The organism is Streptomyces ipomoeae 91-03 (assembly GCF_000317595.1).
Classification (GTDB): Bacteria; Actinomycetota; Actinomycetes; order Streptomycetales; family Streptomycetaceae; genus Streptomyces; species Streptomyces ipomoeae.
In genome coordinates, this window is the sequence record NZ_AEJC01000466.1 from 1 (window position 1) to 22,078 (window position 22,078).

Annotated in this window: 22 protein-coding genes and 1 pseudogene; 8 read left to right on the top strand and 15 right to left on the bottom strand. The window is 60.1% G+C overall.

Annotated features, from left to right (window positions below; translation table 11 throughout):
• Nucleotides 1-55 precede the first annotated feature (55 nt).
• The 5 genes from STRIP9103_RS30285 to STRIP9103_RS47265 all read left to right on the top strand — a co-directional run bounded on the left by STRIP9103_RS30285 (nucleotide 56) and on the right by STRIP9103_RS47265 (nucleotide 2,871).
• Nucleotides 56-736, top strand: coding sequence for a replication-relaxation family protein (locus STRIP9103_RS30285; protein ID WP_009326819.1), 681 nt, complete (start codon nucleotides 56-58; stop codon nucleotides 734-736).
• A gap of 236 nt (nucleotides 737-972) precedes the next feature.
• Nucleotides 973-1,287, top strand: a complete 315-nt coding sequence (locus STRIP9103_RS30290) for a hypothetical protein (protein ID WP_009326822.1) — start codon at nucleotides 973-975, stop codon at nucleotides 1,285-1,287.
• Nucleotides 1,284-1,574: a DUF2958 domain-containing protein gene (locus tag STRIP9103_RS30295; RefSeq protein WP_048821268.1), complete on the top strand. Its 291-nt coding sequence runs from the start codon at nucleotides 1,284-1,286 to the stop codon at nucleotides 1,572-1,574. The genes STRIP9103_RS30290 and STRIP9103_RS30295 overlap by 4 nt, the downstream gene beginning before the upstream one ends.
• Entirely contained in the window at nucleotides 1,574-1,786 is a 213-nt protein-coding gene (locus tag STRIP9103_RS30300; RefSeq protein WP_048821269.1) for a hypothetical protein, read from the top strand. The genes STRIP9103_RS30295 and STRIP9103_RS30300 overlap by 1 nt, the downstream gene beginning before the upstream one ends.
• Nucleotides 1,787-2,001: 215 nt before the next feature.
• Nucleotides 2,002-2,871, top strand: coding sequence for a transposase (locus tag STRIP9103_RS47265; RefSeq protein ID WP_078614099.1), 870 nt, complete (start codon nucleotides 2,002-2,004; stop codon nucleotides 2,869-2,871).
• 366 nt (nucleotides 2,872-3,237) lie between these two features.
• Here STRIP9103_RS47265 and STRIP9103_RS30310 read toward each other — a convergent pair whose 3' ends face one another.
• The 3 genes from STRIP9103_RS30310 to STRIP9103_RS30320 all read right to left on the bottom strand — a co-directional run bounded on the left by STRIP9103_RS30310 (nucleotide 3,238) and on the right by STRIP9103_RS30320 (nucleotide 5,557).
• Complete coding sequence (locus STRIP9103_RS30310; protein ID WP_009302281.1) at nucleotides 3,238-4,614, bottom strand: IS1380 family transposase; 1,377 nt, start codon at nucleotides 4,612-4,614, stop codon at nucleotides 3,238-3,240.
• Between the two features lie 467 nt (nucleotides 4,615-5,081).
• Nucleotides 5,082-5,336 (bottom strand): hypothetical protein, encoded by a 255-nt coding sequence (locus STRIP9103_RS30315; protein ID WP_009326831.1) that lies wholly within the window; start codon nucleotides 5,334-5,336, stop codon nucleotides 5,082-5,084.
• Nucleotides 5,333-5,557, bottom strand: a complete 225-nt coding sequence (locus STRIP9103_RS30320) for a hypothetical protein (RefSeq protein ID WP_048821271.1) — start codon at nucleotides 5,555-5,557, stop codon at nucleotides 5,333-5,335. The genes STRIP9103_RS30315 and STRIP9103_RS30320 overlap by 4 nt, the downstream gene beginning before the upstream one ends.
• A gap of 339 nt (nucleotides 5,558-5,896) precedes the next feature.
• Between STRIP9103_RS30320 and STRIP9103_RS30325 the strand changes: the two genes are divergently transcribed.
• A complete protein-coding gene (locus STRIP9103_RS30325) occupies nucleotides 5,897-7,141 on the top strand; it encodes a class I SAM-dependent methyltransferase (protein WP_009326826.1) in 1,245 nt (414 codons plus the stop codon).
• A 185-nt stretch (nucleotides 7,142-7,326) separates the two neighbouring features.
• On the opposite strand, the gene STRIP9103_RS30330 is transcribed toward STRIP9103_RS30325, so the two are convergent.
• On the bottom strand, nucleotides 7,327-8,442 hold the full coding sequence (locus STRIP9103_RS30330) for a hypothetical protein (protein WP_009326812.1): 1,116 nt from the start codon (nucleotides 8,440-8,442) through the stop codon (nucleotides 7,327-7,329).
• Nucleotides 8,443-8,718: 276 nt separating this feature from the next.
• Here STRIP9103_RS30330 and STRIP9103_RS30335 point away from each other — a divergent pair, with 276 nt between their 5' ends.
• Nucleotides 8,719-8,979, top strand: coding sequence for a helix-turn-helix domain-containing protein (locus STRIP9103_RS30335; RefSeq protein WP_048821281.1), 261 nt, complete (start codon nucleotides 8,719-8,721; stop codon nucleotides 8,977-8,979).
• Nucleotides 8,980-9,133: 154 nt separating this feature from the next.
• Here STRIP9103_RS30335 and STRIP9103_RS30340 read toward each other — a convergent pair whose 3' ends face one another.
• The 11 genes from STRIP9103_RS30340 to STRIP9103_RS47280 all read right to left on the bottom strand — a co-directional run bounded on the left by STRIP9103_RS30340 (nucleotide 9,134) and on the right by STRIP9103_RS47280 (nucleotide 21,959).
• Nucleotides 9,134-9,991 (bottom strand): hypothetical protein, encoded by an 858-nt coding sequence (locus STRIP9103_RS30340; protein WP_234022342.1) that lies wholly within the window; start codon nucleotides 9,989-9,991, stop codon nucleotides 9,134-9,136.
• Between the two features lie 90 nt (nucleotides 9,992-10,081).
• Nucleotides 10,082-11,398, bottom strand: a complete 1,317-nt coding sequence (locus STRIP9103_RS47270; RefSeq protein WP_158696922.1) for a tyrosine-type recombinase/integrase — start codon at nucleotides 11,396-11,398, stop codon at nucleotides 10,082-10,084.
• Between the two features lie 104 nt (nucleotides 11,399-11,502).
• Entirely contained in the window at nucleotides 11,503-11,736 is a 234-nt protein-coding gene (locus STRIP9103_RS47275; RefSeq protein WP_078614101.1) for a helix-turn-helix domain-containing protein, read from the bottom strand.
• An 83-nt stretch (nucleotides 11,737-11,819) separates the two neighbouring features.
• Nucleotides 11,820-12,644 carry a replication-relaxation family protein gene (locus STRIP9103_RS30345; RefSeq protein WP_009326808.1) on the bottom strand — a complete coding sequence of 275 codons (825 nt, stop codon included), beginning with the start codon at nucleotides 12,642-12,644 and terminating at the stop codon, nucleotides 11,820-11,822.
• 115 nt (nucleotides 12,645-12,759) lie between these two features.
• The gene (locus tag STRIP9103_RS30350) at nucleotides 12,760-14,979 is read right to left on the bottom strand and encodes a type IV secretory system conjugative DNA transfer family protein (RefSeq protein WP_009326804.1); all 2,220 of its coding nucleotides are present in this window, start codon (nucleotides 14,977-14,979) and stop codon (nucleotides 12,760-12,762) included.
• Nucleotides 14,980-15,052: 73 nt separating this feature from the next.
• A complete protein-coding gene (locus tag STRIP9103_RS30355; RefSeq protein ID WP_009322201.1) occupies nucleotides 15,053-15,823 on the bottom strand; it encodes an IS5/IS1182 family transposase in 771 nt (256 codons plus the stop codon).
• A gap of 324 nt (nucleotides 15,824-16,147) precedes the next feature.
• Nucleotides 16,148-16,624, bottom strand: a complete 477-nt coding sequence (locus tag STRIP9103_RS50210; protein WP_158696923.1) for a hypothetical protein — start codon at nucleotides 16,622-16,624, stop codon at nucleotides 16,148-16,150.
• A 121-nt stretch (nucleotides 16,625-16,745) separates the two neighbouring features.
• Nucleotides 16,746-18,983, bottom strand: coding sequence for an SGNH/GDSL hydrolase family protein (locus STRIP9103_RS30360; protein WP_078614102.1), 2,238 nt, complete (start codon nucleotides 18,981-18,983; stop codon nucleotides 16,746-16,748).
• A gap of 252 nt (nucleotides 18,984-19,235) precedes the next feature.
• Nucleotides 19,236-19,727: a DUF3846 domain-containing protein gene (locus STRIP9103_RS30365; RefSeq protein WP_048821275.1), complete on the bottom strand. Its 492-nt coding sequence runs from the start codon at nucleotides 19,725-19,727 to the stop codon at nucleotides 19,236-19,238.
• A gap of 175 nt (nucleotides 19,728-19,902) precedes the next feature.
• A complete protein-coding gene (locus STRIP9103_RS30370; protein ID WP_048821276.1) occupies nucleotides 19,903-20,232 on the bottom strand; it encodes a hypothetical protein in 330 nt (109 codons plus the stop codon).
• 302 nt (nucleotides 20,233-20,534) lie between these two features.
• The gene (locus tag STRIP9103_RS47280; protein WP_158696924.1) at nucleotides 20,535-21,959 is read right to left on the bottom strand and encodes a recombinase family protein; all 1,425 of its coding nucleotides are present in this window, start codon (nucleotides 21,957-21,959) and stop codon (nucleotides 20,535-20,537) included.
• 44 nt (nucleotides 21,960-22,003) lie between these two features.
• Here STRIP9103_RS47280 and STRIP9103_RS52105 point away from each other — a divergent pair.
• Nucleotides 22,004-22,078 (top strand): annotated as a pseudogene (locus tag STRIP9103_RS52105) (mismatch-specific DNA-glycosylase); the annotation flags it as partial.

The window sequence follows — 22,078 nt, forward strand, 5'->3', positions numbered from 1 at the left end:
TGACCAGCGATGACCCCGCTTCAACTGACATGACTACCCGTGGAGCACGCCCACTATGGAGCTGACACCCCGCGACCTCGAAGTCCTGAGCCTGGTTGGACGGTTTACCCAGCTTGCTTCTTCTCATGTGACGGAACTTGTTTTCCCTGACCGCTCGCACTCGGTGCCGGACAAAGTGCTGGGGCGGCTCGTCCGCGAACAGTTCCTTTCCCGTGTCGGTCGTCGTGCCAGCAGCCACAAGGGCGGGGCGGGTGCGTTCGTCTACCAGCTCGGTCGGTTCGGGCGGTCGATTTTGGAAATCGACAGCCGCCCGTCGTCCACGGTAAATAACCACGCCCTGATGGTTGCGGATACCTACCTGGAACTCAGGCGGGCGAAAAGCGCGGGCGTGCTTGTCCTCAAGGAGTGGGCGGTTGAAACGCTCGTCCCGCCCGTCGTCCGCGCCGATCTGTTCGCGGCGCTCGACTTCCCACAGCAGGGGCGAAGTGGCTCGTACTTCCTGGAAATCGACATGGGCACTGAAGCACCAAAGCGTATCCGCGACAAGGTGGCGGGGTACTGGCGCGCAGTCGAAACCAGTACCGCCGACTACTTCCCGTACGTGGTGTTTGTCGTCAGGCACGAGGCGCGAAAGAACGAGCTGGCTCGGGTCTTCCGAGGGCTGCCCGAAGAACAACAAGAGATGGTGCGGGTGCGCTTGCTCGCTGAGCTAGTACCCCGACTTTTGGAATTGTGAAACCGTTGTATTTAGTACGGCGTTAACAAGGGTGGAAAGTATTGAATAACAGGGGTGAATTAGTTATAATAAAGACATAAAGTAAGTAGCCAAAACCATTGCTATTTATAGCACCTCCTGTCGCTTTGGGCAAGGAGGTTATTTTTCACCAGAACAAGACGACAACTAGAACACTCAGGACCAAAGCAGCATAAGCAAGCGCCGGAAGCCTAGCCACTTCACGAGGTCGGTTTCCTATGGCGCAGGAGATCAAAGGAATGAGGATCAGAAACATAGCAAACAGAATTGAGGAGTTAGGCGGCACGTGCGACATCAAGACGCACAGCAGGAAAGATGCCCGGTACGTCGTCAAGCTGACCGGCAAGGTGGGCGAGTTCGACATTGAAGCGATCGACTACAACGCGCCGACGCGACTGTCAACGGTAGCCGATGCGGCGTACATATCCGTCAAACGCGAGGACGAGCAGCCAAGCCAATCGGTCAACCCGTGGAAGATCCACCGCACCATTAGCGCGATGGCTCACGCCGTGACGAAGAAGGGGGTGATGTGAAACTCTTAACCAAAGATATCGAACGGCGGTTGCCGCCACTTGGTACTAACGACGAAAACCCGAATCCGGTGGCACGAGTGAAGTTCTTTACTCCGGACAGTCATTGGACCTGGTACGGGATTGAGTACGATCCAGAGCAGCGAATCTTCTTTGGCTTGGTGCATGGCGTTGAAACGGAGTACGGCACCTTCAGCCTTAACGAACTAGAGCAAGTGCGCGGACCGCTTGGCTTGCCGGTAGAGCGGGACCAGTTCTTCGTACCCACCCCGGCGAAGGAGCTGGAGTGATGGCCCGCTACAGGGTCGTTGGCAATCACATCGTCGACACCTGGGGTGGCGGCACCATCCTCGGCGAGCTGGCGCGCGACGAACCCACCAGGCGTAGCCGTTCACAGCGACGCTTGCCGAAGAAGGTACGCACTCAGATCGACATGCACTTTGCCGTCGCGGCCGGTGTGGTGCTGGGCTGCTGGCTACCGCTCGCACTCTGGCCTGCGTAGCTCAGCGCGGTCATCGTCGGTGGCCTGGCGGTAGTTGTCCCGTGCGACCTACCGCCCCCGCCGGCGTACCCCTGAACCGCTCGCTTCTACAAGCGCCCGCGGTGCCGTCGCAGCAGGCGACGACCAAGACCCGTCGAGCACGCGGCAAGCCGTCCCGTTCACCAAAAGCGCTACTGCTCGACAACACAAAGCAGTAATGAGAAAATAGGCATCAGATGGAAACCGAGGAAACAACAGCAGAATGGCCACAGTACGAGCTCTTAGGTGAATACCTTGAACCGCAATTCGGAAACATCTACGAGTACAACGTAGAAGATCCGGCCTACGATGTTCAGGAGTGGACTGACGAGCTACGGGAAGCAATCACGCACTATCTGACGAGCGCGATTCCCCAAGAAGTCGCCACTGTCCTGTTTGGTTTAGACGCTGAGATGCTGGAAAACCCGCCGCAACGACGCACGGCAATAGGCGCGCTGATCCAACAGAACGAGCCGCACGAGATCGCTTACGAGGTCTACCAAGCAGCCGTGAAAGCGGTACCCAGCCTTGACCAACTCATCGGCCACCTCGATAGGTGGCAGAACCAGCACGAGCGTGACGACGCTGATCTGTGGCTTGAAACGCATCTGACAGCCGATGAAGTAAGGGATCTGGCTAGAGAGCTTGGTGCGAAAGGTAGGCCACATTCTTTCACGCTCGTCCATGACTATGAGCCGCCCGCGCTTCTAAGAGCCTGGCATCAGGTTACGGGTTTAGCCCCAAGCGACCTCACCGATGATGAATGGCAACTACTCACGCAGACCCTGCCATCGGACACCCCACGCATGAAGACGGAAAAAGGGCTAGTAAGTACACGCCGAGAGTTCAACGGCATGTTGTACCGACACTCCAACCAGACGGCATGGACTCAGGTGCCACGCCGGTACGGCAACCATGCATCCATTGAGACTCGGGTCAGCAGTTACAAGAAGAAGAGGGTCTTCGCACGCACGCTTACTGCCCTCGACGGCCAGCCTGGTGCTGAACGCCTAGTGGAGTGGCTGCGGCAGGTTGAAACACGCCCACGTGCCAGAGGTAGGGCGTAATGCATTTACATCCATGGTCTTGGTATGCGGAGGAAGTTGAGCTTTTCTCGGTTGTATGGCCGATAGGGTATTGCTTCCGAACCACGCTGCGCTGTCAGCGCTGCGGCAGAACGCGGACAACTGTGTATCAGTACACCTCCCTATGTTTCAGGATCACCATCATGGTCCTGCGTGATCCTGAATACTCGGACCGTGCGATTGAACTAGCCTCGATCTTTCTTGAGGGTCCGCCGACGGAGTCGGTGGACCCTTTTGCTTTCCGGAGCTGATGCCGGGCAGGCCGGTGGCCCGGCTGTCGCGTCGGGTGGGCGCCGGGTTCCACTGCCCGGGGCGGGTGATGCTGTCGCAGGGACGGTGGGTTGCTGGTCAGCCGGGGTCGGGCAGGAGCGCGAGCCGTTCAAGGGCGGCGGTGATCTCGCCGGTCCAGGGCCAGTGCCGGGCGAGGCGGAGAATCCTGCGCCGACTGGTGGTGACGAGCTGGCCGGCTGCGGAAAACAGGCGGAACCGCAAGCGACGCGGTTCCCAGAGCCTCGCCCGGCCGGTCAGGGCGAGCATGGGCATCCAGGCCAGCAGGTCGAGCGCGATCTGGACGATCTCCATCCAGACCCGGTTCTGGGCGGTGTCGTGCAGGGGCAGGTTGCGCAGGCCGGTGGCCCGGGCAGCCCGGATCCGGTCCTCGGCCCGTGCCCGGAGCCGGTGACGGAGTTCGAGCTCGGCGATCGGCCGGCCGGTGGTGTTGGTCGCGAAGCACGTGATCCGCATGCCGTCCGCGTCCGTGATCCTCAACTGGGCGCCGGGATGGGGCCTTTCCTTGCGGACGATGAGCCGCATGCCCTTGGGCCAGCCGTTAAGGAGCTTGCCGGTGAGCTCGGCGACCCAGGCCCCGTCCCGGGCCTCACCGTCGGCCTCGACGGCCGGGGTCCAGGCCGAGGCGGGGACCTTCAGTACGTGTTCGTGGATCGCTTCGGTGACCGTCATGCCGACCGAGTAGGACAGCCATCGGCCCCGCTTCGCGAGCCAGGACACGAAGTCGTGGGTGCCGCCGGCGGAGTCCGTGCGGATCAGCGTCTGCCGCCCGCGCCGGTAGCGCTTGGGCAGTTGGGCCAGGGCGAGTTGGGCGGTGGTGATGTGGTCGGCGGCGGTGTTGGAGCCCGCGTTTCCCGGTCTGAGGAGGGTGGCGACGGGCTCTCCGGTTCCGCCCGGTCCGTGGTCGACGAAGGCCGTCAGCGGGTGATGGCCGTAGGTCTTCTTCCAGGTCGCGGCCGCGTCCTGCTTGTCGGAGTGGGCGATCACGAGGACGCCATCGAGGTCGACGGTGACCTGACCGTCGGCGTCCGGGGCGTTTTTGCCGGCCAACGACCAGGCACGATGACGGACTTCGGAGCGTGCGGACCGGACGGCCTGCAGGGCTTTCTCGCCGGATGCGGCGAGGGTGTCGATCAGGCGGGAGACGGTCGGGTCGGAGGCGACCGGGCCGAAGACGGCCGGCTCACACCGCAGCATGGCGACGTCCGCGAGGCAGTCCCCGCCCAGTGCGACCGCCATGGCGACGTCCAGGAGGATCTTGCCGGGATCGTGGACGGCCCGCGGCTTCCGCCACGGAGCCAGAGCTGCGGATATCGCCTGGTCAAGGCCCGTCTTGCGGACCGTCTCCATCAGCAGGACCGCACCGGCCTGCGAGACCACCTGCCGACCGTCTCCCTGGACACGGACACGTGGGTACGACGAGATAGGCTCTCTCACCTGGAAAGTGCTCTTTTCCTTGCAGCCAACAGGACCCTCAGCAAGTCCTATCGTTGCAGGTCAAGGGCACTTTCCGTGTTTCTGATCAACTCTTGGACAGCCCACCTCGTGAAAGCGCGAGGCTAGTAGAGCAGATGCAGGACGACATAGACGCAAGCCTCATCTGACAGCGGGTACGTTGTCTGGTTGCTGTGTCGCGAGGAACGCGCGATCGCCGCGTAGGTCGCGCTGACCAACCCGCAGCCGGCCACGGGACGCAGGAGGCCGCAGTCATCGCCCAGCTCCGTAGCGCTTGAGTGTCCGCGACCATCCCCCGCCACGGCCTCGTGCTGGAGCCGTCCGATCTAACCGCACGCCGGCGGGGACGGTAGGTCGAGCCGATCCAGCCACAGACACAACAGCACCCCGTGCTCTGCTGGGCTACGGGGTGTTCAAGGTGGCAGCGTGCTGCTGCTTGGTCGTCGGGATCAGTGCTCGTCTGGCTTCCGTCTCACGAAGACGGTCACGGGCTGGCTGCTGTAGTTCTGGACGAACAGCACTACGTGGATCGAGCCGTCCGCCATGCGCTGGTCGTTCCGCAGCCACGCAACGAGGTCATAGCCGTCTGCGTTGTCGGTGACGTCCAGCTCGGGGATCAGCTCTTCTGCTTCGTACTCCCCGATGACGATGCGCCTGTCCTCGTGCGGCGGGATGACCTCGGAAGCCAACACTTCAGCGGTCATAGCTGCTGAACCTCGACGTTCACCGCCTGTCGGCTGCGGTTGGCAACGTGCAGGACCAGCTCGTACTCGTCATACGCCGCGCCGAGCTTGGTGATCTGGGCCGTCACGTCCTCCGGGTCGCAGTCCGGCGTTACTTCAAGCGAGAAGCCAATGAGCGGCTCGTCTGCCTTGAACTCACCGAGCGAGACATGATCCTGACTTCGTGACGCCACCTCGAACATTAAGAAAGGGGTGCTTTCCTGGGTGGTAGCGGCGCGCAGAAGTCTGGAGGCTTCGGACTCTCGGCGGGGTACGGGCACTGGTTGCGTATTCTTCATAGTTCATCTTCCTTTGACTTTAGGGGCGGAATGTTTCAAAGGAAGCGCATTTAGTGTATATTATGTGTAGGTGATATACGCTCGCTTTTAAAACTCCACTTTCTGGTTTTGAGGCGTATAATTGCTGTAGAGGTACAGACAACAATACCCGCCATTCATGGGCAGCAAAGCGCTATGCTTATTCTTATCTTACCGACTTTTTGTGAAGCATGCAACATTAATTAACTGTAGTAACAACTAAATATGCCCTACTTTAAACAATCTGAACTTGCCGAGTTATACGGCGTCTCTGCGAAAACCGTATACAACTGGATTGATTTAGCCAAACACGGCAAGAGCGACCTGAAGCTTTACGCGAAGGGTAAATACACCTTCGTCTTGGATACCCCGGAAAACCGGCTCACCTTGAAGGCGCTTGCCGATAAGGGCAAGAAGCACCGCAACGCGGCCTACTACAAGACGATCCTGCCTGAACCAGAGTTCTTCGACATATATAGCGAGCGCCAGATCCTCGATATCATCACGAACCTAAGCGTGCACGGCGAGATTCCGCTTCAGTACAACTACTTGCAGGATGGGGCGAAGAACTGGGAAGGCCGGATGGATCGCTTCGAGTCGGAGGGTGCGGCTAACTCTCTTATGAGCACCATTGAACTTATCCAAGACAACCTCGTCACTATCGACCGCTTCCTCAAGAACAAGAAGAAGGTCAACGTCATTGACCTCGGCGTTGGAAATGCTCGACCAGTCAAGGAGCTGCTAGGGCACCTCCTTGATCGTGGCGTACTCCACCGCTACATAGGCATCGACATCAGCCCGACGATGCTTGGAATCGCTGAGCGGAACGTCAAAGACTGGTACGGCGACGCTGTGAAGTTTGAGGGCTATGTCCGCGACATCACCAACGAGCAGTTTGATGACCTCGTTGTTGCGGACATGCTCGATGAGGAAGCCGACCAGACTTTGAACCTCGTGCTGTTGCTCGGTGGAACGTCGGTCAACTTCCGCTCTTCCAATGATGCTCTGAAACCCATCTTCAACAGCATGCATCGCAATGACCTACTAATCCATACGCTCAAGCCGGACACCGAAGCATCGAGGCGGTATCTGGACTTAGGGCCGGTGCCGGGCTCGATCAGCCTCGCGCCCAACTTCAAGTACATCCTTGACTTGCTGAACATCGACGAGTCGTCATACGACGTAGAGAGCGGCTTCGACAGTGAGAAGAAGATGCGCTACGTTCGCGTCCGTCTCAAGACAGCCTTGCAGATTCAGTTCGACCTGGGCGGCACAAAGAAACGCGAGCTCTACCTAGAGAAGGGTGACGCAATCCTCCTGTTCCGGGCGTGGCACCTCTCCACACCTGAGATCATCACCGAGTTGGGTAAGGCCGGTTTCATGTTCCTGCACGCAAGCCTCACCGAAGACCGTCAGTACTTCCTGTCCATCTCAGGGGTAGACAACCGAATCGACATCGAGCGCGCGTAGGCGACCGGCCTCACGACTTGCCGCCCTTGAACACCCCGTAGCCGAGCACGGCACGGGGTGCTGTTGTGTCTGCGGTTGGATCGGCTCGACCTACCGCGCCCGCCGGCGTGCCATTGGATCGCACGCTTCCAGAGATGGGAGCGCAGCTGTCGGACAGTCCCTTCGTAACGATCGAAGCTACCGGCTCACGCCTGCGGCCTGCTTCCGTCCATCTCGTCTTCCAGTACCCAGACGAATGCCACTCCGCCCTTCGGGAACGTCCAGCCCTCGTAGGCCACTTCGACACTCGGGGATGGATCGGAGGCTTCAAGGTGTCGATACCTCGGCTGCCGCGGACCGGACAGGTAGTCGAGGACGTTCATGCGACGGATGCCGCAGTCGCCGTACCAGAGTTCAGCCCGGAAGTTCTTGGTCGGTTGGCTCAAGTCAAGGTGGAGCGTGTGGCCGTGCCGTTGGACCAGGACGCGGTACGTGTACGAGATGGTCACCTCGCTCTTCGGATCAACGTCGTCGTTCAGGGTGCAGGCGTAGGTCTGGCCACCTTTTCGAGTGGTGCGCCGGATGCTTTGGTTCTTGCCGTTCACGGCAACCTGCACAAGCTCGAAGACTTCAGGTGAGGAGGCGTCCAGGTTGCCCACCGGATCGAAGTACCAAGCCATGGTGGAAGTTGGATCGGCCGACAGCTCTCGGAAGGCGTCCAGGTCTGAGACGCACGAGAAGCGGAGCACTGGGCTCGACGGGGTGAAGCGGTACTCCCACGAGATGGTGGCCACGAACATCGACCCCTTGCCCGAAACAGGCCCCTTCTTCCAGGGTGCGAGTGCGACCGAGACGTGAGCGTCCTCCCAGCGCTGCCGCGCTCCGATGATCTGTTGCTTCAAGTCGCGGTACGCGTCAGCGGCAAGCTCCTTGTCGCCGAGCCGGATGCCCAACGTGTTCTCGACGATGCGGTCGAGCGTCTTGTCCGAGGCGACATTGGTCAGCGAGTCCGGGGCGAAGGCGAAGCCGTCCACGACAGCGTCCCGGATGGCGGGTGCTTCTTCGGCGAGGATCTTCCGCAGCCGCTCGTTGGCGCGGGTCTCGGCGTCGGCCTGGTCGATGTAGGCGAAAGCGATGGCGATGAGCCCGGTCGTGAAGAGTGCCGAGCCCACGTCCATGACGGGCAGAGCGTTGAGCCAGGTCACGGCCATACTGCCGCTTGCCCAGTGAGCGATGACCATTAGGGCAATACCAACCACCGTGACGATGGTCGAGAGCAGTGCAAGCTTGGTCTTGTAGAGACGTTCTAACGGGCTCGACATATACAAGATCAATTATACAGAACTTGCAGGTCAGAGCAATGGTTCGCTCAGCAGGAAGCCCCGAGTCACGGGGTGAACTCGGGGCTTCCAAAGGGTGAGCAGGACGAGCGCTAGCGCTTCGTGCCGCCACCGCCACCGTTGGCGTGCAACATGATCATCACCTCCCTCGTTCGAGAACTGCCACGCCAGAATAGGACACAAAGTCATGGGATGCAGAGTGTTGGGACGCATACTCTCTGGATCTTGAGGCTTGGGACGTATGGGCTAGGGCTCGCCATGGCAAAACAGCCCATCTCAGACGCAGCGCAGACGTTCGGCGCGCGGGTGCGTGCCCGCCGGAACGAGCTCGGCAAGAGCCAGGAACGCCTTGCCGACGACAGCGGTATGCACTGGACATTCATTGGTCAGGTCGAACGCGGCCAGCGCAACGTCAGCTTGCACAACATCCTCAAGCTGGCCGATGCGCTCGGGATTGATGCGGGCGACCTCGTGCAGGGGCTCAAGGCTCCAGAGGACTCCACGGGTAGCCAGGAGTAGGGCATGAAAAAGCCTCGCCCCGCGAAGAGGCGAGGACGACAGGGGGCTGCCCGTCGTTCAAGCGTGCTGGTTGGTGTAGCCGGTTCGAGTCGACCTACAGCGCGTGGCCGGCGCGCAGTTGAACCTGCGGTTCATGCCCGGTAGGGCACCCTCGTCACCCGTTGGTGGGTATGCCGTCAGTACTCGTCACCCGCGTGATCCTGAAGATGGCCACAGTCCCCAAGAGCGGCGATGGGCCACCAGTGAGCGGATAGTCGTCCTTCGTTGCGGCGAAGAGAGCGAGCTTCTTCTCCGCAAGCTCCTCCAGGATGGCGGTGATGCTTCGCTGTGCATCCCGTACCGAGGAGCGAGAGAACTCGATGTCTCCTGAGACATCGCTCCAGTCCTGAAAGGCTTGGACCGCGCTGTCTATGAGGTCCTGCTCCTCGTCGGTGCAGTCGTCTGGTTCCTCATGCGGCAACCATCCAAGGCAGCCGGAGAGGATCGGCCAGAGGTCACGCCCTGTCTTCATGTGGTCGAGTAGCACGACTTGAAACGCTGGCTCGTCCACCGTGATGACGTCAATGATCCTGTCGACCTGCTCCTTCTTGGGCTTGCTGATCTCATCGGCCAGCGTCTTGAGTCCCCACACCTCGATGGTGACGCCGGGGTACAACGGGCGAAGCTCGTTGTCGATGAACTGGTCGACCTCGCCCGGCAAGGTGTCGTTGGTGAGGAATCGCCACACCCGTACGTCACGGTGCTCGTTGAGACAGCCCTCCAAGTCACCGCGGATCTTCGCTTTGGTCTTGTCGATCCGCTCACCACGCGTCGCGTGTGCAGCAAAGAACACCCGGGCCTTCGGGCAGTAGCCATCGTTCTTGGTGTCGCCCTTCGGCCCGGCCGCTCGCACAGGTTGGTAGTCGCTGGGGTACAGCTCCCGGCCGAGCCGGTCCATGCAGTCCTGGAAGGCGTTGCCCTCCAGCCGGAGGAGCTGACCTTCCACGAGCTTCCGCAGTGAGTTCTGATCCACGACAGCCATTACCGCACAGCTCGTGCGTCCTGCGCAGCTAGGTCGCACGGGTCAAGCGGCCGTGGCCGGCGGTGGGTTGCCGGGCTCGATCTACGCAGCAAGCTCGACGTCCTCACCCCCGGTGTTTTTGACGGCAGCGCTGACGGCAACGACACCGAGCACCCACCGACGACGACGGTCTTGCAAGAGCGCATCAACCTCGGTGACGCGCTTATTTACGGTGTCGTGGACCGATCTCTTAAGCAGGGTGTCCTGGGTTCGAGCCCCAGTTGGCCCTCCAGATATGATCCATGCCAGAAAGTCGTGCCAGAAATGACTTTGACGGCTAACTTGACGGCAACCGTCAAGAACATCCATCAACCGCCCAGTCCCATCAGACTGGGCGGTTTTGGGTGTTTGAAGTGTTTGTTCTACGAGTTCCAGGGCGTTCTCAATCTGGCTGTCATATGCGTGCTGGTAATACTGCTGCGTTGTAAGTGCGCTGCTGTGCCCCATTATGGTTTGAGCAACTTTCAGTTGGACACCAAGGAAGTCAAGCATGGACGTTACGGTGTGCCGTGTGTCGTGGAACCGGATGTTTCTTACACCAGCCAACTTACATAGCCGTTTGAACGTCCTGTCCGAGAAGTTCCGTGGATCAATGGGCGTCCCCTTGGTTGACGTGAAAACAAGGTCATGCTCGGACGGCGGGCTCTCTTTCCTAGCTTCCTTAAGTCGAACAAGCTCCTCTCTTAGAACTCCAAGAATCGGCAATGGACGCTCGCTCGATTCAGTCTTCAGTGAGACGAATAGTAACTCGCCTTTGACTTTTTGGAGCTGCTGTGTCAACTGAATCTCGCCCGCTACCAGATCGACGTCTTGCCATCGAAGGCCAAGAATCTCTCCTCGGCGCGGCCCATAAAAGAGGGCAAGGCACCAGGCTCCCGACAGTCGATGCTCTTTGGCGACCTCCCAAAACTGCTGTGCCTCTTCGGGTGTCCAGGGGGCTGCCTTCTTTTTTGGCTTATATGTTGGCGTCTCAGCTAACCGTGCGACGTTGCGGCCTATTAACTCCTCGCGCATTGCATAAGTGAGGGCGGCGCTGAGCGTTGTCTTTATCGTTTGAAGTCTGCGAGGCGAGTGACCCTGTTCGAGAAGTTGGCCAAGCAGCGCACGAACAGTCTGAACCCTAATGTCGGTAAGCCTTTTATTGCCAATGTTGGGTTTGAGGTAAAGTCGGGCGACACACTCGTAGTCCTCGTACGTCTTTGGCTTATCTACTTTTTTGACGACTGCTTCTAGCCAGTAGTCCAAGTAGTCTGCCAGGAGCCATGCTTTGTCGGCGACGGGCACACCCTTGTTGTGGTTGGCCTTGATCTCGGTGAGCTTCTGGCTAACCTCAGCGCGGGTGGCGCCGTAGACGCGCACCCGCTTTCGTTTTCCCACTGTCGTAAGAACGTAGGTTGCACCCTCCCAACGTCCATCCTTGCGCGGATAGATCGTGCCCTCGCCATTAGCCCTACGCCGAGCCATCAGGCGAATGACTCCTGTTTCCACTGCTGCAAGACGTACTCACGTACGGCACCGAAGGGGATCTTTCGGCTGCGACCGATTTTTATTGACTTGAGCACTGGATTATCTCCAAGTATCAGGTCGTAAAGCTTCGACCTGCTCCGGATGCCCAAATGTTCCATAGCTTGGGCCACCGTTAGTAGTTTGGTGTCGTCCTCCCCAGTGTTGACGGCACGCATGATTGACTCTTTCATAAATGTGTTTCCTCCTTCTAGTTAAACGCATCTTGATCATTCTGTTAAGCCCGAAGGCGGACCTCGGCATTGTGATTTCGTCATCATGCGGCGGCTCCTTGATTGCCTTCTTCAAGGAGCTGCGGGCCGACTGAGAGGAGACCGACATCAAAGAGCGCCTGGGCATCGAGGGCGAGCTTCCCGATCACGCCCGCGATCCGCGTGCGTCGATGCTCGGTTTCAACCAGCCAGACGACCTTTGGGAAGACGCCCCGCAACTGTTGCTCCATGCCGCTTCGCCAGTACTCGACGTACCGCAGGCACTTCTTCCGGATCGTCGGCAGCGTCTCCGTGGCCATGTCCACCTCGACGAAGCTGCTGTGTTCGATGGCGGCGCGACCTATCCGCACGTAGGCGTCCGGTCTGACCATGACGAGTTCACCCAGCTTCCCGGTGAAGTGACGCCACGCGGCGGGTTCAGCGTCGAACGCCAAGAGGTCGCCCTGACCAAGCCGGTGCTGCTCGACGAGCTGAACGTAGAGTTCAGCGACGGCGAGCATGTGGTCTTGGAAGTACGGTTTCGACTCCCACACCCGGCGACGCCTGCCGCCGAGCGGGCCGTCCGTCCCGATGACGGCTTGTCCCAACCCGCTCAGCCCGTAGATGTAGCCGGATGATCCGGCCCGCGCACCCCCGATGATCCGTGAGAACCGCGTCACCAGACCGAGTTCGGTAAGTCGCGTCATCATGAGCTGCGCGCGACGGGTTCGAGCTCGTGGCGATCCATCGACTACGAGGAGTCGCTGTAGGTGGCGCAGGCTTGCCAGGCGTACGCGCTGCAAGATGCCCAGTACGGCGAGATCACGCGGGCTGAGCTGATGACGCAACCGGGCCACCCGCGCGTTCTGTGGCGAGGATGGTTTCACCATAGGGAAACTCCTGTTGGTGAAAATCTCGCTGGCGCGTACCTCCCTCCAACAGAGGGGAAGCGTCCAGGGCAACCAACACGACGTGAAGGGCGACGCGAACCACGAGGCGAAGACATCAGGCGGACCTCCGAGGCAACTGCCCGATGGGAGCGCTGAGCGTCGAAGTGTGTGCTTGCCAGCGGTGTTCAAGGGCAGCGTCGAGCGCCTGGCCGTCGACGCCGTACCGCGCCGCGCTCTCGTTGCGTAGGTCGGCCGGATCACTGAGGCGACGCCCCTCCGGCTGACGGGTACGGATACGGAACGGCTCGCTTGGGGTGCGGTTCACCAGGACTTCGGCGTACACCTCGTGGGCACCGAGCAGCAGCAGATCATTGGCAGTGAGGCCGCCACCAAGAACAGTGGCGAGTGGCGCTGCGTCCTCGGTGCTTGGACGGAAGGCGACACGGTTACGGGCGTTGGCCGTGAAACCGGCGCGGAGCTTTGGCGGGAGCTGTGCCATGTGCTGATGCGCCATCGTGAGCCCGACACCAAGGCCGCGCGCCTGGGCGAACATGTCGCCGATGTCTACGGGCAGTCGCAAGTACCGTTGCACCTCGTCGATAACGACCATGGCCGGCTGACGGTGGGTCGAGGGCACCATGGCCCGTCGCTGCATCGCTTGCCAGAGCTGTGTCACCAGCAGTGCACCGATCAGATCAGCCGTCTCGTCGCCCGTGACGCCGGTGTTCAGGTTCACCAGCACGATGCGCGGACGTTGGAACAGCTCGTCCACGAAGAACCGCGGTGTCGCTTGACCGACCAGGCGCCGGATCGGCGTGCGGGTCAAAAATGCCCGTGTCTTGTTGAGCACGGGCGCGATGACTTGTTGGCGTTCGGCTTCGGACAGGCCGTCATACCAGGAGAAGAACGGGGCCAGGACAAGCGGGTCGTTGGTGGTGGCGAGCACCCGCCGACGGAAGGCGGCGTTGGTCAGCAACACCGGAACGTCCGCAAGGGTGCCGTCGGTACTGCGAGCCAGCGCGATGAAGCTATGCAGAAGAACGTCAGTACTTCGCGGGCCGATGCTGCGGTCGTACAGCTCGTGGAACAAGTGCAACAGGTGATCGGCGCGCTGCTCGGCCTCCTCGATGGGACCGGCCAGTGGGTTGAAGCCGATGACCTTGTTGGCACTCCCGGGTTCGATGACGACGACGTCCTTACGCCGCTCCGCGGGGACGCCGGCCAGGATCGCTTCTACGAGGTCGCCGCGTGGTTCCAGAACGAAGACACTTCGCCCTGCCGCGATGTCGGCACGGACAAGCTGATCCAACAGCGTCGACTTGCCGCTTCCTGTCGGCCCGACGACATGCAGATGGTGCAGGGAACTATCCGTCGGCAGCGTCACCAGTTGGTCGCGCTGACTTCCATGCAGGCCGGCGCCGAGGACGCGTTCGCTCGTGTGGTCCGTCGCTTCTATCGGTCGCAGGAGCGATGCCGGTGCCGGATGTTCTTTGCCGCGAGTCGTTCCCGGTACGTCGGTGCCGTCTACCGGCCACCCCAGGACGGCGGCGAGTTCGGCGGCGTTGAGGATGCCCGACCACCGAGCGCCGGTGACAAGGTCGAGCTGGTGCACGCTACGGGTAGATGGTCGACTGACTCGTACGTCTGCGTACGGACTGCTGGCAAGCTGGAGCGCTTCACTAACCGTCCGCACGATGGCACGAGCCCGACCAGCTACCGGCGAACGTGCACCGATCCGGCCCCGGACATGAAAAAGCGGCTCGGAAGCTTTGTGCTTCCAGAGCCGCTTGTCTTCTGTCGTCTCCTTGGCGACGGCCACCAGGCCGAGCGCCCGCGTCACGCTGAACGCTTCTGGTCGTCGGTGCCGGGCTTGTGCCGGACCGACGACCCATTGCACCGCGAACGATTCGCCCTTGGTGAGGGTCTTCACGACCTCAGCTAGCCCTGCCGTGATGCCGCTCGTCATCTCTGGTCGAAGCGGCTGTGTGGGTGGCTGCACGTGAAGTGTTGCCGCCAACTGCGGGATCGGTCGCGGTGGGGTGTCGACGGGTACGACCGCCAAGCCGGGCAGTTGTGCTTGCAGCTGTCCAGGTAGCTCGCTGCTGACCCTGGGGTCGACGCCGAACCAGTAGCGGACACTGCCGGGAAGTGCGCGGAGTTCAAAGGCGACGGCCGGCGTGTCCTTGAACCAGCCGACCAAGGGCCGGTACGCCAGTGGTTGCAGTGCCTTGACCACCTCGGCGGGCGTCAGGTCGTTCGGGAAGTGCAGCTCGAACCAGGCGAGGCCGCTTTGATCTGGTGGGCCTCTTCGCTTGATAGTGGTGTGTTGCTTCATGGGCATCCCTCCTTTCTCTAAGGGCTGTCCCGTAAATGATCTACGGCATGCTGGTTGACCTGCTCGTTTCCCGTCACTCGGCGAGGGTGAGGTTGTGCAGGCGGGCGATACCGAGCATGGCGTGGTGGACGCCGTCGCCTTTCAGGCGGCAGTCGCGCAGGATCTTCCAGCTCTTCATCCGGGCGAATACGTGCTCGACGCGGGCGCGGACCTTGCGGTGGGAGGCGTTGTGCTCTTCCTGCCAGGCCGGGAGTTCGGCCTGGCCGCGTTCGCGGCGGTGCGGGATGACCAGGCCGGTGCCCCGGTAGCCGCCGTCCGCGATCACGGTCGTCTTTCCGACGGCGTCCTTTGCGCCGGACAGTTCCCACGCCTTGCAATCGTTGCGGTTGCCCGGCAGTGGCCGGCCGACGGCGACGACGAGCCGGGTGTCGGCGTCGATGACGACCTGGTGGTTGGTGGAGTACCGGTAGTTCTTCGACTGCTCGGCGATGCTGTGGTCGCGGGTCGGCACCAGGGTTCCGTCCGCGATCAGCACGGTGTCCTTGCGGAACCGTTTGCGCTGCTGGAGCGCGAGCGACGGCCCGAGGTGGTCGACGATGCGGTCGGCCGCCGACTTCGATACCCCGAACAACAGGGCGAGCTGGCGCAGGGTGAGGTTCGTGCGCCAGTACGCGGCGACCAGCAGGACCCGGTCCTCCAGCGGCAGGCTCCAGGGCCGGCCCTTACGGACCGGATCCGCGCCCTCCCGCCGCAAGGCGGTGATCAGCTTGCTGAACTGACGCGGACTCAGCCCGGTGAACGGGGCTATCCAAGACGGCTCCGACGCCGTGATCACACCAGCCACACCAAGATCATCTCACCCGTGACCAGCAGTTACGGGACAACCCTTAGTTACACGAAAACTTCGACGACACGAGGAGCACCATTTTAAAAACAAGGCCGACGCTCAAAGGCGGGGTCTTGTGGTGGGGCTACTTCACGTTGTCGTCTGGGAGCAACTGGTCCGTGTGTCTGCAAGCTGTACGCGGACGGGTGATTGCTTATTCTTAACTATGCCTGAGACGGATGAGACTTTCCTGAGAAAAAGCCGAGAGTTTATTTCCGGTTGCCTGAGATAAACAAAACACCGCCCGGTGGGCGGTGAAGCTAAATCTCTTATGATCTATTGCTATTTGCGCTTAAAGAGCGTCGCCGCTATTCCGCTGATTGCCGTCAACGCTGCGAGTGCAAGCGTGAATGGATTGAGTAAGAATATTGCGACATTAAGACGACTGGCCTCTGTACAACTGATTTGAGTGCCCATGAATCCTATACAGGTTCCGCTAGCCTCGCCAAACCACGACAAGATAGCGAATGCAGCAATGAAGGTTAGAGACCAGGCGATCACCAATGCATAGGTGGAAACAATTCTGTGCTTAAGTGCCCTAAATGCGATGAGGGAACCGAGCAGTACGAAAAGTGCAGCAGTGGGCACTTCGATAAACGTGAAGACGGCGCGCCCCGAAGCGGCGGTTGCGAGAGAGGCTAAACCTAGCAGGGTTATGGCGGTTGCGGAAATTAGCGCAGCCCATTCCGTACCGCCGAGTTCTTGCCATTTGAATTCTGATGAAACTTGTTTTCGTGTCGATTTTTTTACGTTACTCATTATTCACTATGGTAGCAATGATGGAATCATAAAACAATCCAGAAATGAAGAAGCCCCCAGTCTCGTGCTGCCCGGATGGCAGCTCAGAGACTGGGGGTGTTGGCTCTTCAGTTCTTACCGGTTACCCGGCGTTGATGGCGGCACCAGCAACGGTGGCGTAGCCCTCGTACCCCAGCTTGTTGGGGTGGAAGACGTACTCCAGGCCGTTGAGCGCTTGGTCCACGTTCTGGAACCAAGACGAGCTTGCGGTGCCGCATACCTCGTGACCGTTGAACGGCGAGCCCGTCCCGTCGAGCGGGACGTAGACCAGGCGCTGGTTACCGGCGTTCATGGCACGAACGTCGTTCACCTTCTGCTGAATCTTCGCGTTCAGCTTGGTCACGATGTCGCGGGCGCCTTGTACATCTGCCCACGGGTTCGTCGTGTTGCTGCTGTCGTGCATGTAGAAGCACCGACTGTCGAAGGCGGCTGATGCTGCCTTGTTCGCGATCACGTGCGGGTAACCCAGCACGTAGACCTTCGCGTTCGGCGTCTGCTGGAGGATCTTCTTGTACGTCGCCTCCAGCTTGGCAGGCAGGACGTTGTTGATCTCATTGAGCGACGCGTTGTACGCGCTGCTGCCTATGGCGCAACTGGCTGTCACGCAGGCTTTACCGAGGTCGCCGAACTTGATGTCGTTCCCGCCGATCGTCATGGTGACGAGCTGCGTGGTGTTGTCCGGCCACGCGGGAAGGCCGAGCTGGGTGCCCTCGTTCCACTGCGGCGCGTCCGTGATGTTCTCGGTTACCGCGCCGGAGCACGCCCGGAATCCGTTGCTTCCCAGCGACGGGATCTTGGCGCTTGTACCGGAGATCAGACGCGGGTACGCGTAGTCACTCCGGTGGCACTTGTTCAGGCTCGGGGTGTCAGTGCCAGCCGCGAAAGGCTCGACACCTTCACCCGCCGAGAACGAGTCGCCGAGTGCGATGTAGGACGCCGCTGCGCGCGGTGTCTTGTCGTACACCGCCCCACGCGGGTAGTCCAGACCGAGGCTGGTCACCTTGATGGGGTAGAGCTTGACGGTGTTGAAGCACCCTCCATAGCTGCACGGTTGCGCGGCGAGGTACAGCACGCCCGATGCGGGCTGCGAGGTGTTCCACTTGAAGCGGTATCCCGTGATGTCACCGGAATTCATGTCCAGGTTGCCACGCATCGCCTGGTCGTAGATGGCCGTGCCGTCACTGCTCTTGAAGGCAGCGATGGAAATGCCTTCGGCGTATCCCTGGGAAGAACTGTTGGTCTTGAACTGGCCGCTCCTGGCAACGATGATGTTGCCATTCACGTCCACCTTGACTTCCGCATCACTGAACGTGTTTTGACCAACATCGAGCGGAAGAGTTTTCCTCCACTGCACGATGCCGAACGCGTTCAGCTTGACCAGGGAGAATCCCATGCGACCCGTCCACGCGCCAAGTGCGTCCTTCTCCTTCTCGCGGATATAGACGACCGCGCCCCCGTCGGGGGTTGCGGAAGGCATGGCGGAATAAACGTATGCGCCGTTCGTGGATACGGTGGTCGACCACGTCGTCTGCTTCCGACCGTAGTCGTAGGCAGAAATGGTCGCACTCCGCAGGCTGTTGGACTCGACGTACGTGTCGTAGAACAGCCTGCCAGTGGCACTGATCGGGTTGATTTCCTCCCGCACGATGGCGTCACTCGGCGAACCACCGAGGTTGACGCCGTCGTAGCTGTAGAAGGTTGCCCTCGCGCTTCGGATGGTGACAATCCCGTCCTTGTGCGCAATCAACCTTGTGTCACATCGCGCATTGGTGGCGAGAACGTCCAGCACCTTCTTCGGCTGCGTCGTACCCGGCTCCACTTCGGGAGTCAGGCCGATCAGCCGGCCGTTGTTGTTGATGGCATAGACGTTGCCGTCCGCACCCATGACGGGATTTGCCGCGTAGTAGGTGCACCCCAGGGGGTACTTCCACTTCAGCGTGTTGCCCGTATAGGCGAGCAGGTTGGTGCCCTGGTACGGCGAACCGTATAGGTCGCCGTTCTTGCCGATCGCGACGTTGTTGATGCAGTTGGAGACGCCGTCGATCTGAGCGGTGTGCGACAGTCGTCGTACCTCACTGCCCGTGGGGCCGTAAGTCACGAGGTCCTGCGCAGTCTCGTAGGCATTGCAGCTCAGTGTCAGCTGACCCTGCGGGCTCACCTTGGACTGGCTGTAGATGCTGTAGGTACCGACCTGCACCGGAGGCCACTGTGTCGGCGGGATGTACTCCGCTGCCACGGCTGTTCCCGAAGAAACGAACGTGATCAGCGACGCCAGCACGCCCGCGAGAGCGAGCATTACCGGCGTACGTGATTTACGCATGATGGCTTACACCACCTTCCTGATTGCTTGGTTGTGAATGAACGAGGAACGAAAAAGGGCGGCTCACGCCTGACGGCGGAACCACCCTCGAAACATTCCTTTTTGACTGAAGAGCCGAGACTATTTATGACATCATCGGCCATTTTTGCAAAGAGTAGAATTTACAACGTTCCTTTAGAGGTGCGAGAAAATAACTGAGCCCCGTTCCAGCGATCGCCAAAGGATCGCTGGAACGGGGCGTTTCACGGGCCGCTACTCGGCACGGATGACCCGAGCACTCCTCACGGTGGCGTACGTCTCCTCGTGGATGATCGCGTAGTTGTACGCCTCGAACCAGTCGGTGAACGTCCCCGCTTTCCGCAACCACGAGCCATTGGGATCGTGAAGGAACTCAACGGCGTACGTCTCGGTTTCCAGGAGCAGCTCGATCAGCTCGCTGGGCACCGATTTGGTGAAGCCGCGTCCATCGGGTGCTCCGGTAAGGACTGCGTTCCCGGTGATGTACGCCTTGCCGCGGAGACCCTTGGCGTGCTGCCACAACAGGACGGTTGCGCGGTGGTTGAACGGAAGCGAATAAAGCATCGCCTCGTCGTTCGCCAGGATCGAAGCCGGCGGGGTGTCGAGGTTGAATGCCTCGAACGTACCTTCAACCATCTCTTGAATGGTCGTATGGTTCTCCGCGTCGAACTCGATCCGCTTGATGGGCTGTTCCTCGTCGCAGGGGAACAAGATGCCGGTAATCACAGGATCACCTAGGTTCTCGACCGTGGGACTGCGTCTGAGGTGACGGTCGTTTCACCTCAGATTTGAACCTCACGTGGCCAAGTTGATGAGCCCCGCCCCGATGACTCCCAAGGAGCCACCAGGACGGGGGATTTCCGTACTGTCGGGAGCGTTGGCAGATACGGAGACTGGGGGGTTAGCTGCCGTTTCCGTTGCCGACCTTGGTTCCGGGGACACGGCCACGGGTGCCGCGCGCGTCCTTCAGAATCTGGGGCATGTTGTCGGCGGCCTTGTTGAACTCCTCCAGGGGTACGTACGCGTCGCGCTTCTTGCCGTCGGGCGTCGTGATTTCGAGGATCACGAGGTCATCGCTGATGTCCTTGAACGCGCCCAGCTCGGAAGCGAGCACGTCCAGCGCCTTCGGCGAGTCGATGTCCGGGTGCTGCCGGACGACGACTGCGGCGAACTGCTTGTCCGTCCCCTGCTTACCGCTGAGGTCTGAGACCTTCTGGCTGACAATTGCCATCTTTCTGCTCCACTCGGTGGTAGGTGCTTGGTCGGAGGCTTTTCCTCCGGCCGTACTCTTATTTAGCCAAACCGAGCTGACAACGGGGTGGTGGGTTTTGTTCGTGGTAATTTCCGGACGATGAATATATAATTAAATACAGAGAATTATCCATGGCAGCGCAAACGAATACACCAGCATCAACGAAACGGCAGGGCACAAAAAAATCCAGCCCCGCGACTACAATGTCGCAGGACTGGCAAGCACGGCAGCTCGCTAAGGCACCTCCTCTCACTGCGGAGCGCTGGGAAAAGATCAAAAAGTTACTGCTCGGGTGAACGCCAAACAGGCTTCGCCCGTTCTGCTTCGTACACTCCGGCCTTGGGGTTGCTGGCAGGCTCGATGACAATTACCACAAAGACTTCGCTGATGATGCTCTGTTGGCGCTCTAGGCCGATGTGATCCCACTCATCAGCAGCGGTCGTGACCTTCCTCTTCGTACGAACATGCTTGGCTGCCTGTGACTGAAGAAGTTTCTGTTCGTCCTCAAGCTCTTTGATCGAGGGGAAAACGATCGAACCAGACATCGCACCAGTACGGTAAGCGGTCATGAGCTCGGCTATCTTTGCCGTTACTTCATCGAGCCGCGATTGCCCCTCAAAGGGCTTCTCTTCTACGGCGTCGATCGGTTGACTGAGATACGCCAGCACCAAGGTGGTGATCTGTTTGTCGAGCTTGGGGCCGGATATAGCTACCCTGGCGCACCCACCAGCATCAACCGACTGACAGCTATAAGTGAAGTAGGTGTCCGTCTTGCGGGTGCGTACCATGCGGGAGCCACAGAGGCCACAGCGAAGAAACTTACTGAGAAGCGCCTTCGTTGGTTTCCGTCGCCGTCCAGGTTGAGCCTCAAGCTCCTTGCAGAGCGCCCGCCAGGTCGCCTCGTCTATCAGACCACCGTCCTGGCGCTGGATTGGATTTCCATCCGGTCCGATCAACAGTTCTTTACGGTAGACCGCAAGACCAGCAATACCTGGATCAACAAGGATTCGGCGTACCGAGTCACCATTTACCCGCCCTCCGCGTGCTGTCGTGATGCTCTTTGTTCGCCACTCATCAGCGATGGCTGTTGGACGCACGCCCGAGAACACATCCTCAATCGCTTTGAACGTGATCGCCGCCTTCTCCGGATTGATCGAGCCATCTTTGTTGCGGTAGAACGCCGGGTAGTTGCTGTAGATCTTTCCCTTCAACGCTTCGTCGCGGTAGAAGTCGGTGACCCGTTTCACGGTCTTGGCACTTGACTGGTTAGCGACAGCGACCAATACGCGGGCAATAACCTGGGCGTCAGGGTCCGTGAGATCAATGGTCATTGAGGGCAGCCACAATACGGGCTTGGGGCGCCCCTCCTTGTAGTAGGCATGGCAGTACGCTTTGATGACCCGTTCCAGATCTCCGTTTTGCCGAAAGATGCGGTCGAGGTCCCATGCGGCTATGCCGTCGTTCTTGCCGTCGATGAAGTCCTGAAGCCATGCCTCGAAGTCGTCACGAAAGACTTCCGGCTTAAAGGCCGACTTGTCGTTGTCGATGTAGTCGCGCGCCTTAACAGCGTCCCGTGACGTAATAAGTGGGTGGACTGTACGCAACTGTCGATCGATGCCAGGTGCCCGCTCTTCATCCGTATCGGAAATGCGAGCATAAGGGGCGACCATCAAAGGCGAATTTGGTTCTGCATTGATCCTACTCACAAGATCAATTTTATTACAAATGGGTAGTTATTAAAATGTTCAGAGGTCTCAACGCGCATTGGACGGCGGCGACGATGGCGGAGGAGTTCGGACGGTTGCGCCTGGCGGCGGAGGGCTGA

What these genes read in the sequence shown, in the direction of transcription:
- STRIP9103_RS30345 (WP_009326808.1), bottom strand. Translation starts at nt 12,644, where the DNA reads ATGGTGAAACCATCCTCGCCACAGAACGCGCGGGTGGCCCGGTTGCGT.
- STRIP9103_RS50210 (WP_158696923.1), bottom strand. Translation starts at nt 16,624, where the DNA reads ATGAGTAACGTAAAAAAATCGACACGAAAACAAGTTTCATCAGAATTC.
- STRIP9103_RS30325 (WP_009326826.1), top strand. Translation starts at nt 5,897, where the DNA reads ATGCCCTACTTTAAACAATCTGAACTTGCCGAGTTATACGGCGTCTCT.
- STRIP9103_RS30335 (WP_048821281.1), top strand. Translation starts at nt 8,719, where the DNA reads ATGGCAAAACAGCCCATCTCAGACGCAGCGCAGACGTTCGGCGCGCGG.
- STRIP9103_RS30360 (WP_078614102.1), bottom strand. Translation starts at nt 18,983, where the DNA reads ATGCGTAAATCACGTACGCCGGTAATGCTCGCTCTCGCGGGCGTGCTG.
- STRIP9103_RS47265 (WP_078614099.1), top strand. Translation starts at nt 2,002, where the DNA reads ATGGAAACCGAGGAAACAACAGCAGAATGGCCACAGTACGAGCTCTTA.
- STRIP9103_RS47275 (WP_078614101.1), bottom strand. Translation starts at nt 11,736, where the DNA reads ATGAAAGAGTCAATCATGCGTGCCGTCAACACTGGGGAGGACGACACC.
- STRIP9103_RS30315 (WP_009326831.1), bottom strand. Translation starts at nt 5,336, where the DNA reads ATGACCGCTGAAGTGTTGGCTTCCGAGGTCATCCCGCCGCACGAGGAC.
- STRIP9103_RS30300 (WP_048821269.1), top strand. Translation starts at nt 1,574, where the DNA reads ATGGCCCGCTACAGGGTCGTTGGCAATCACATCGTCGACACCTGGGGT.
- STRIP9103_RS30285 (WP_009326819.1), top strand. Translation starts at nt 56, where the DNA reads ATGGAGCTGACACCCCGCGACCTCGAAGTCCTGAGCCTGGTTGGACGG.
- STRIP9103_RS30320 (WP_048821271.1), bottom strand. Translation starts at nt 5,557, where the DNA reads ATGTTCGAGGTGGCGTCACGAAGTCAGGATCATGTCTCGCTCGGTGAG.
- STRIP9103_RS30370 (WP_048821276.1), bottom strand. Translation starts at nt 20,232, where the DNA reads ATGGCAATTGTCAGCCAGAAGGTCTCAGACCTCAGCGGTAAGCAGGGG.
- STRIP9103_RS30330 (WP_009326812.1), bottom strand. Translation starts at nt 8,442, where the DNA reads ATGTCGAGCCCGTTAGAACGTCTCTACAAGACCAAGCTTGCACTGCTC.
- STRIP9103_RS30290 (WP_009326822.1), top strand. Translation starts at nt 973, where the DNA reads ATGGCGCAGGAGATCAAAGGAATGAGGATCAGAAACATAGCAAACAGA.
- STRIP9103_RS30350 (WP_009326804.1), bottom strand. Translation starts at nt 14,979, where the DNA reads ATGAAGCAACACACCACTATCAAGCGAAGAGGCCCACCAGATCAAAGC.